Source organism: Yoonia sp., from assembly GCF_046498525.1.
Lineage (GTDB): Bacteria > Pseudomonadota > Alphaproteobacteria > Rhodobacterales > Rhodobacteraceae > Yoonia.
In genome coordinates, this window is sequence record NZ_JAWOAN010000261.1 from 1 (window position 1) to 6,324 (window position 6,324).

General features: G+C 59.0%; 9 protein-coding genes. 3 read left to right on the forward strand and 6 right to left on the reverse strand.

All coding sequences use genetic code 11. The features are described 5' to 3' along the window. The first annotated feature begins 334 nt into the window (after positions 1-334). A complete protein-coding gene (locus R6T97_RS15640; RefSeq protein ID WP_410350215.1) occupies positions 335-1,261 on the forward strand; it encodes a hypothetical protein in 927 nt (308 codons plus the stop codon). Between the two features lie 29 nt (positions 1,262-1,290). On the opposite strand, the gene R6T97_RS15645 is transcribed toward R6T97_RS15640, so the two are convergent. Next, the gene (locus R6T97_RS15645) at positions 1,291-1,500 is read right to left on the reverse strand and encodes a cold-shock protein (protein WP_410350216.1); all 210 of its coding nucleotides are present in this window, start codon (positions 1,498-1,500) and stop codon (positions 1,291-1,293) included. A 176-nt stretch (positions 1,501-1,676) separates the two neighbouring features. Between R6T97_RS15645 and R6T97_RS15650 the strand changes: the two genes are divergently transcribed. Next, positions 1,677-2,006: an arsenate reductase family protein gene (locus R6T97_RS15650; protein WP_410350217.1), complete on the forward strand. Its 330-nt coding sequence runs from the start codon at positions 1,677-1,679 to the stop codon at positions 2,004-2,006. 45 nt (positions 2,007-2,051) lie between these two features. Beyond that, entirely contained in the window at positions 2,052-2,420 is a 369-nt protein-coding gene (locus tag R6T97_RS15655; protein ID WP_410350218.1) for a hypothetical protein, read from the forward strand. On the opposite strand, the gene R6T97_RS15660 is transcribed toward R6T97_RS15655, so the two are convergent. The 5 genes from R6T97_RS15660 to thrS form a co-directional block, all read right to left on the reverse strand. Beyond that, complete coding sequence (locus R6T97_RS15660; protein WP_410350219.1) at positions 2,404-2,952, reverse strand: DoxX family protein; 549 nt, start codon at positions 2,950-2,952, stop codon at positions 2,404-2,406. The two genes, R6T97_RS15655 and R6T97_RS15660, sit on opposite strands and share 17 nt — an antisense overlap. Positions 2,953-2,963: 11 nt before the next feature. Then, positions 2,964-3,701 (reverse strand): DUF2063 domain-containing protein, encoded by a 738-nt coding sequence (locus R6T97_RS15665; RefSeq protein ID WP_410350220.1) that lies wholly within the window; start codon positions 3,699-3,701, stop codon positions 2,964-2,966. Further along, on the reverse strand, positions 3,698-4,552 hold the full coding sequence (locus tag R6T97_RS15670; protein WP_410350223.1) for a DUF692 family multinuclear iron-containing protein: 855 nt from the start codon (positions 4,550-4,552) through the stop codon (positions 3,698-3,700). The genes R6T97_RS15665 and R6T97_RS15670 overlap by 4 nt, the downstream gene beginning before the upstream one ends. A gap of 62 nt (positions 4,553-4,614) precedes the next feature. Next, entirely contained in the window at positions 4,615-4,917 is a 303-nt protein-coding gene (locus R6T97_RS15675; RefSeq protein WP_410350221.1) for a DUF2282 domain-containing protein, read from the reverse strand. Between the two features lie 237 nt (positions 4,918-5,154). Further along, on the reverse strand, positions 5,155-6,324 hold a 1,170-nt coding region (gene thrS / locus R6T97_RS15680; RefSeq protein WP_410350222.1), incomplete at its 5' end, for a threonine--tRNA ligase.

Below are 6,324 nucleotides of genomic sequence, written 5' to 3' on the forward strand. Positions count from 1 at the left end.
GGAGAACGCTGTGCGCTCCTGCGGGGAAGGACGCCGGTGAGGGGCCTGTTCGACCCGTCCTCCGGCCCAAACTTGGGCCCCTCCGGCCCCAAGTTCGGGCCCTCCTCAGGCCCGTCCTCCGGACGAAACGGCCCCTCCTCAAGCCTTCTGCGATTCGGCCATCCCCACAAGGCGGGCGACCACAGTCACTGACGACGAGGCGAACGCTGCGCGCTCATGCTGACCCGCACCCGGACCGCCACCGCCTCCGCCTCCGCCTCCTCTCCGCCCCCGCCTCCTCCCCGCCCCGTTTTCGCTTGCCGTCTTGTGGCGCTTGGTTCTGGTGTTCCCGTTCATGATCATCGCGCTGATCATGTTCGGCATCATTGCCGCGTTTTTCATATTCATCATCGCGTTCGTTTCGCCCTTCCTGACCATCATCGCAGGCACTGCATTCGGTGTGGCGTCCAGCGTTTTACCGGTCATCGTCGGTGCCCGGCTCGGCCTTCAGGCCAAGCAAAGCAGTATGCGCAACAGCTATTTCGGGCTGTTGCTGCCCGCCATCGGTTATGGCCTGTTCGAGGTGTTTTGCGTCCTGCTGATCGTGGCGGGCGCTGCCACCGTCTATTTCCTTGCGACGCCGCTGACGCTGGACGATCTGGGGCGCTTTGCGGCGATGGACAACAGCATGGTGCTGGAACAACTGATGGCCTTGGACCCCGCCGTTACGCTGTCCGTGCTTTGGGTCGCCGGTGTCCTGATCATCGGTTTGCGTGCCGCACTCCTGATGCCTTTCGCCGGAGCCTCGGTCGGCGCTGATCCGGGCGGACGCCCGCACACGCCCTTTTACGGTTTCGGGCGCGATTTTCTGTCCATGCTGTTTGTGGTCGTGATCGCCTATATCCTGTCAGCCTTCGCAGTCCCGCTCTCCATCGCAATCTGCTATCTGCTGGGCTATGGTGAAAGCCTGACCGCTGCCATGGCGCAGCTTGAAACCACGCAGGGTCTTGATGCTCTGGATTTGCTTGGCCTTGAAACCGGCATCTTCATCGGTTTGGCGCTGATTTTTTATATCTGGGCAATCAGCCTGCAAAGCGCTGCTGGCGTCGTATCTTATATGGACGAGGCACGGGCGGTCGCCGACCAGCAGAACGCTTTTGACATGTCGATGGATGACCACCTGCAAAACATATCTTCCGGCGCCACACCACCTGACAGGCCCATGCAGTCAGAGGACGTCATGGAGTTGATCCGCAGCCGTATGCAGCAGAACAAGCGTTAGGGGGCAGGCTCTCCTTGCCGGTTGCGCCGCTACTCGGATTTTGCGATGTTGCCGGCCATATGACGACCATCGCGACCTTCGATCAGGTCGAAGCTGACTTTCTGGTCATCGGCAAGGCCGGTCAGCCCTGATTGTTCAACCGCCGAGATATGCACGAAGATATCCGAGCCGCCGTTGTCAGGCGCAATGAACCCGTAGCCTTTTGTCGTATTGAACCATTTCACAGTGCCGTTTGGCATTGTCCGCTCTCCTTCAAATTATCGCACCGCGTAGGGCTGGGCATGTCTTGGGCCCCGCGATATGCGGACTTCCCTTCGACTTCATATCCGTAGAATTATCTGATTTAAGCAAAAGGCAAATGACACGTCGTCGCATTGGCGGCTTTTGGATTGCATCTGCCCAAAAAGGAGGCAAAGTGCGTTTTTTCGGCCTAAAATCGTGCGATACATGTCGCAAAGCACTCAAGGCGCTCACTGCCACCGGGTACACTCCCGAGGTGATTGATGTCCGCGCGGATGGCTTGTCCGACCGTGATCGCGCCGCCATTATCGCAGAGTTCGCAGACGCCGCGCTAAACCGCGCCTCCACCACATGGCGCGGCCTGAGTGACGCTGAAAAGGCTGCTGATCCGGCAGAGCTGTTGGCGGCTCACCCCACCTTGATGAAACGCCCTGTGATCGAAGCAGACGGGACGTGGACGATCGGCTGGAAAGCTGACGTTCAGGCAAAGTACCTTGGCGGCTGACGACAAACTGCTTATGTGAGCTTCAGAGCAGTAAGGAGAACACCCATGCGCAACGCCGCAAGTATGCTTGGTATCATCGGTGGCCTGATCGGTATCATCGTCGGTCTTTTTGGCTATGGCTACGCCGAATTATCAGACCGGCACGCCGAAGTGGGCGAACTGTTCGGTTTCCTCGAAAATCCCGGTTTCATTCGCTTTGCCAGCTTCATCGCCCCTCTGTTGGCGATTGCCGGTGGTGCGATGGCCAAGGCACGCGCCCTGTGGGGCGGTATCCTGATGCTGGTCAGCGCGTTTTGCTTCTATGCGGCATTCGGCTTCAATGTGGGCACGATGTTCCCCGTCGGCTTTGTGGCACTCGGTGGCATCCTTGCCATCGCCGCTGGCAAACCGGACGAGCCTAAGGCGCACTTCTAAAGAGCAGCCGGTCAGCAGATAGCGGACCGGCCCCTTTGAAGACCAATATCAAAAGGCAAAGTACCCAGAACGCGCGCTGATCAAGGATCAGCGCGTCTGGCATGCGGTCGAACCATGCGCCGAGCGTGCCTTCGTGGGCGATGCCGCCGTGACCGTACAGGTCGGTCAGGGATTGCACGACGATGAAACCGGTCATGCCCACGGCCGCAAGACGTGTGAACAGGCCGATGATGATCAGGACGGGCAGAACGAACTCTGCAATCGTGCCGCCGGCGACAACTGCCCAATGAAAGATTGTCAGTTGCGAGGTGTCATAGCCGACCGCTTCCATAGCCTTTGGAAAGATCTGGACATACGCGCCGGATGAAGGTTGCAGGATGCCAAAAACCCCGTCGCCCAGCTTGGTCAGGCCGGAATTCCAATAGTACATCAGCAGAACCCCTGCGAACACGATCCGCGCAAGGATCGGCAGGACAGCATCGCCAAGGCGGTTGACGGGTTGGGCCATCTGGGCAAGTGGCATGGTCGTCATGGGATGGCCTTTCAGTAAATGTCCGTCACAGCGCCTTGGGCCAAAAGCAGGCCCAGCACCGCACCCAGATCAAGGGTTTCATCGCCAGTTGCCATCGCGTGCCCCAGCGATTGCCCTTTTTTCAGGGCGTCGATGCAGGCGGCAGAGGCTGCGTCGATCCGGTGGATTTGCGGGTCAAAAGCGGGTCGGGTGATGAGCACGGCTTCGGCCTGCATCACAGGTTTGGGCGCTTCAGTTTGGGTGTTGGCAAGATAGATGGCATGCACCGGAAAGTCCGACGTCACCGTCTGCGTTGCAGGGGCGATCCGTAGTTTCGCCCCTATCAATGTATCCGCAGCCAGTGACCCAAGAGTTTCCGGATCAACCGGCGTTGCATCCGCTGCATGGTACGCATGGCGCATCGCAAGCTCGATTCTTGCAATATCAGGCAGATAGCGGATGGATTTCGTTGGTTCAAACCGCCCCAGAAACTGCGGCATCGCTTCGCCGTAGAACATCATCAGCGGTGTATTCGGGGGATGTTTGCGCAGAAAGACACCGGCCATCGCACGGAAAAATTCGTCACCCACCAATTTGCGGACAACCGGAAACGCGGCCTCCAGCGCATCGGACAAGCTGACGGCGACATTGTTGCGGTAGACATCAAAGCGTTTGCCGGCGGCGGCCCCGTCAGGGTTAACGATGCCCGTTGGCACGGCGGCGGCAGGATCAAGCATCGCGGCCTTGAAGGCGGCTTGGGTGACAGTCATGACGTAACCTGCGCAAGCGCACAGTCTGCGCGCGCAATTTCAACGGCAAGAACAGGCCAGTCGGGTACATCTGTGTCCCACTCGATCAAGAGTGGCTTGGGACCGGATTTGGCAAGGGTATAATCAAGCAGTGCCCACACCGGATCGACCACAGGTTTGCCGTGGCTGTCGATCAACAGGGGCGCGCCGGTTTCGTCCTCATCCTCGTCATGGCCACCAAGGTGGATTTCACCGACAGCTTCCAGCGGGAAATCGTCGATATATGCTTGGGGCGAAGTCTTGAGGTTCGTGGCGCTGACGAAGACGTTGTTGACATCAAGCAGAAGGCCGCAACCGGTGCGCCGGGACAGTTCGCGCAGGAAATCGGTTTCGGACATCGTGGATTCGGTAAAGGCAAGGTAGCTGGAAGGATTCTCCAGCAACATGCGGCGACCGACCGCCTCTTGCACCTGATCGATGTGTGCGGCAACGCGGGTGAGCGTCATGGGCGTATAGGGCAGGGGGAGCAGATCGTTGAAGAAATGACTGTCGTGGGTGGACCATGCCAGATGCTCGGAAAAGCTGGCGGGGTTCAGCCATGTCACCAGATGCCTGAGGCGGGCAAGGTGGTCGGCATCAAGGTCGCCTTCGCCACCGATAGAAAGACCGACACCGTGCACGGAAATCGGAAACCGTTCGGCAAGGTGGCGCAGTTGCGCCAAGGGGCGGCCACCATCGCCCATGTAATTCTCGGCGTGGATTTCCAGCCAACCCAGTGGGTCGGGGTTTGCCATGATTGCGCGATAGTGCCGGGTTTTGTACCCAACACCGGGACGTGCGGGCAGATGGGAGGATCGTGCTGCGTCAAGCATGGCAAAGGCCCTTGCGTCGGTGAAGATAAGGTGGACCATGATCCACCTTACCACAGATTGGACTATGCTGGCAGGTCGCGGTCGAGTGCCTCGAGAGAACCCTTGCGCGCGGTGCCGTCGGCCATTGTCGGCAGTTCCATTGTTTCGCATGTGCCGGCAGGAACAAGCGTCCATGCGTTGCCTTGGTAATCAACGCTGGACGTGCCTGCACATGTCGTGCCCGGGCCTGCTGCACAGTCGTTTTCACCGGCAAGCGATACGCCAAAGCACTTGACGTCGCCTTCAGCGGCGGCGGTTGTGGACAGGCCTGCGACAGCCGTTGCGACAGCGCTGGCCAGGACGAGGGTTTTGGTTGCGTTGGACATCGAAATTTCCTTTGGTTTGGGTCAAATTGCATCGTCACCGTTGTCCGGCGATACCCAAAGCCTAGTCGTGCCGCCTGCTTGCAGGCCATTCACAGCCGCGTGCGTCGCGCTGGTGTGAGGTGGTGTGACATATCTATGCCCTGCGGCACCCTGACGCAGGGCGAATTCCCGTGGGAAAACAAAGAACCCGCCGATGCGGGCATCGGCGGGTTTATTACAGAGTCCAGCGCTGGAATGTTACAGAAGGTCAGGCGGCGTTGACGCTTTCCCCAGCTCTGCAACAATTTCTTCGAGAGATGTTACAGATGTCTTGTTCTCACCAAGGCGTCGTGCCGTCACGGTGCGTTCTTCGACTTCGCGTGCGCCAAGAGCCAATATCACAGGCACCTTGCCGACCGAATGTTCGCGGACCTTGAAGTTGATCTTTTCGTTGCGCAAATCGGCCTCGGCCCGCACACCGGCAGCTTTCAAAGCGGCCACAACTTCGAGGGCATAATCGTCGGCATCCGACACAATCGTCGCGACAACCACCTGACGGGGGGCCAGCCAGAACGGCAGCTTGCCCGCGTGTTCCTCGATCAGGATACCGATGAAGCGCTCGAATGACCCCAGTGTCGCGCGGTGCAACATGACGGGGCGGTGCTTGGCGCCGTCTTCACCGATATAGGTGGCATCCAGCCGTTCAGGCAGCACAAAGTCCACCTGATGGGTCCCGCACTGCCAATCGCGGCCAATCGCATCTGTCAGCACGAATTCCAGCTTGGGACCATAGAAAGCGCCCTCACCGGGGTTCAGTTCCGGCTCGATCCCCGCCGCACGGGTGGCGGCCAGAAGTGCGGCTTCTGCCTTGTCCCAGACTTCATCCGATCCTGCGCGTTTTTCGGGGCGGTCGGAAAACTTCACTTTGAAATTCTCAAACCCGAGGTCTTTGTAAATCTCGCTCAGGAAACGGATGAATGCGGCGGTTTCACTTTCGATCTGGCTCTCGCGGCAGAAAATATGCCCGTCGTCCTGCGTAAAACCGCGCACCCGCATGATGCCGTGCAGCGCGCCGGAGGGTTCATATCGGTTGCACGATCCGAATTCGGCCATGCGCAGCGGCAGGTCGCGATAGGATTTCAGGCCTTGGTTGAATATTTGGACATGACAAGGGCAGTTCATCGGCTTGAGTGCGTTGACTGCCTTTTCACGGGCGTGTTCCTCATCGACTTCGACGATGAACATATGGTCCTGATACTTTTCCCAGTGCCCTGACGCTTCCCACAGCTTGCGGTCCACGACCTGCGGTGTGTTCACCTCGACGTAGCCGCCCTTGCGCTGCTGGCGGCGCATATAGTCTTGCAGTTCTGTGTAAACTGTCCAGCCGTTGGGGTGCCAGAACACCTGACCGGGGGCCTCTTCCTGCAT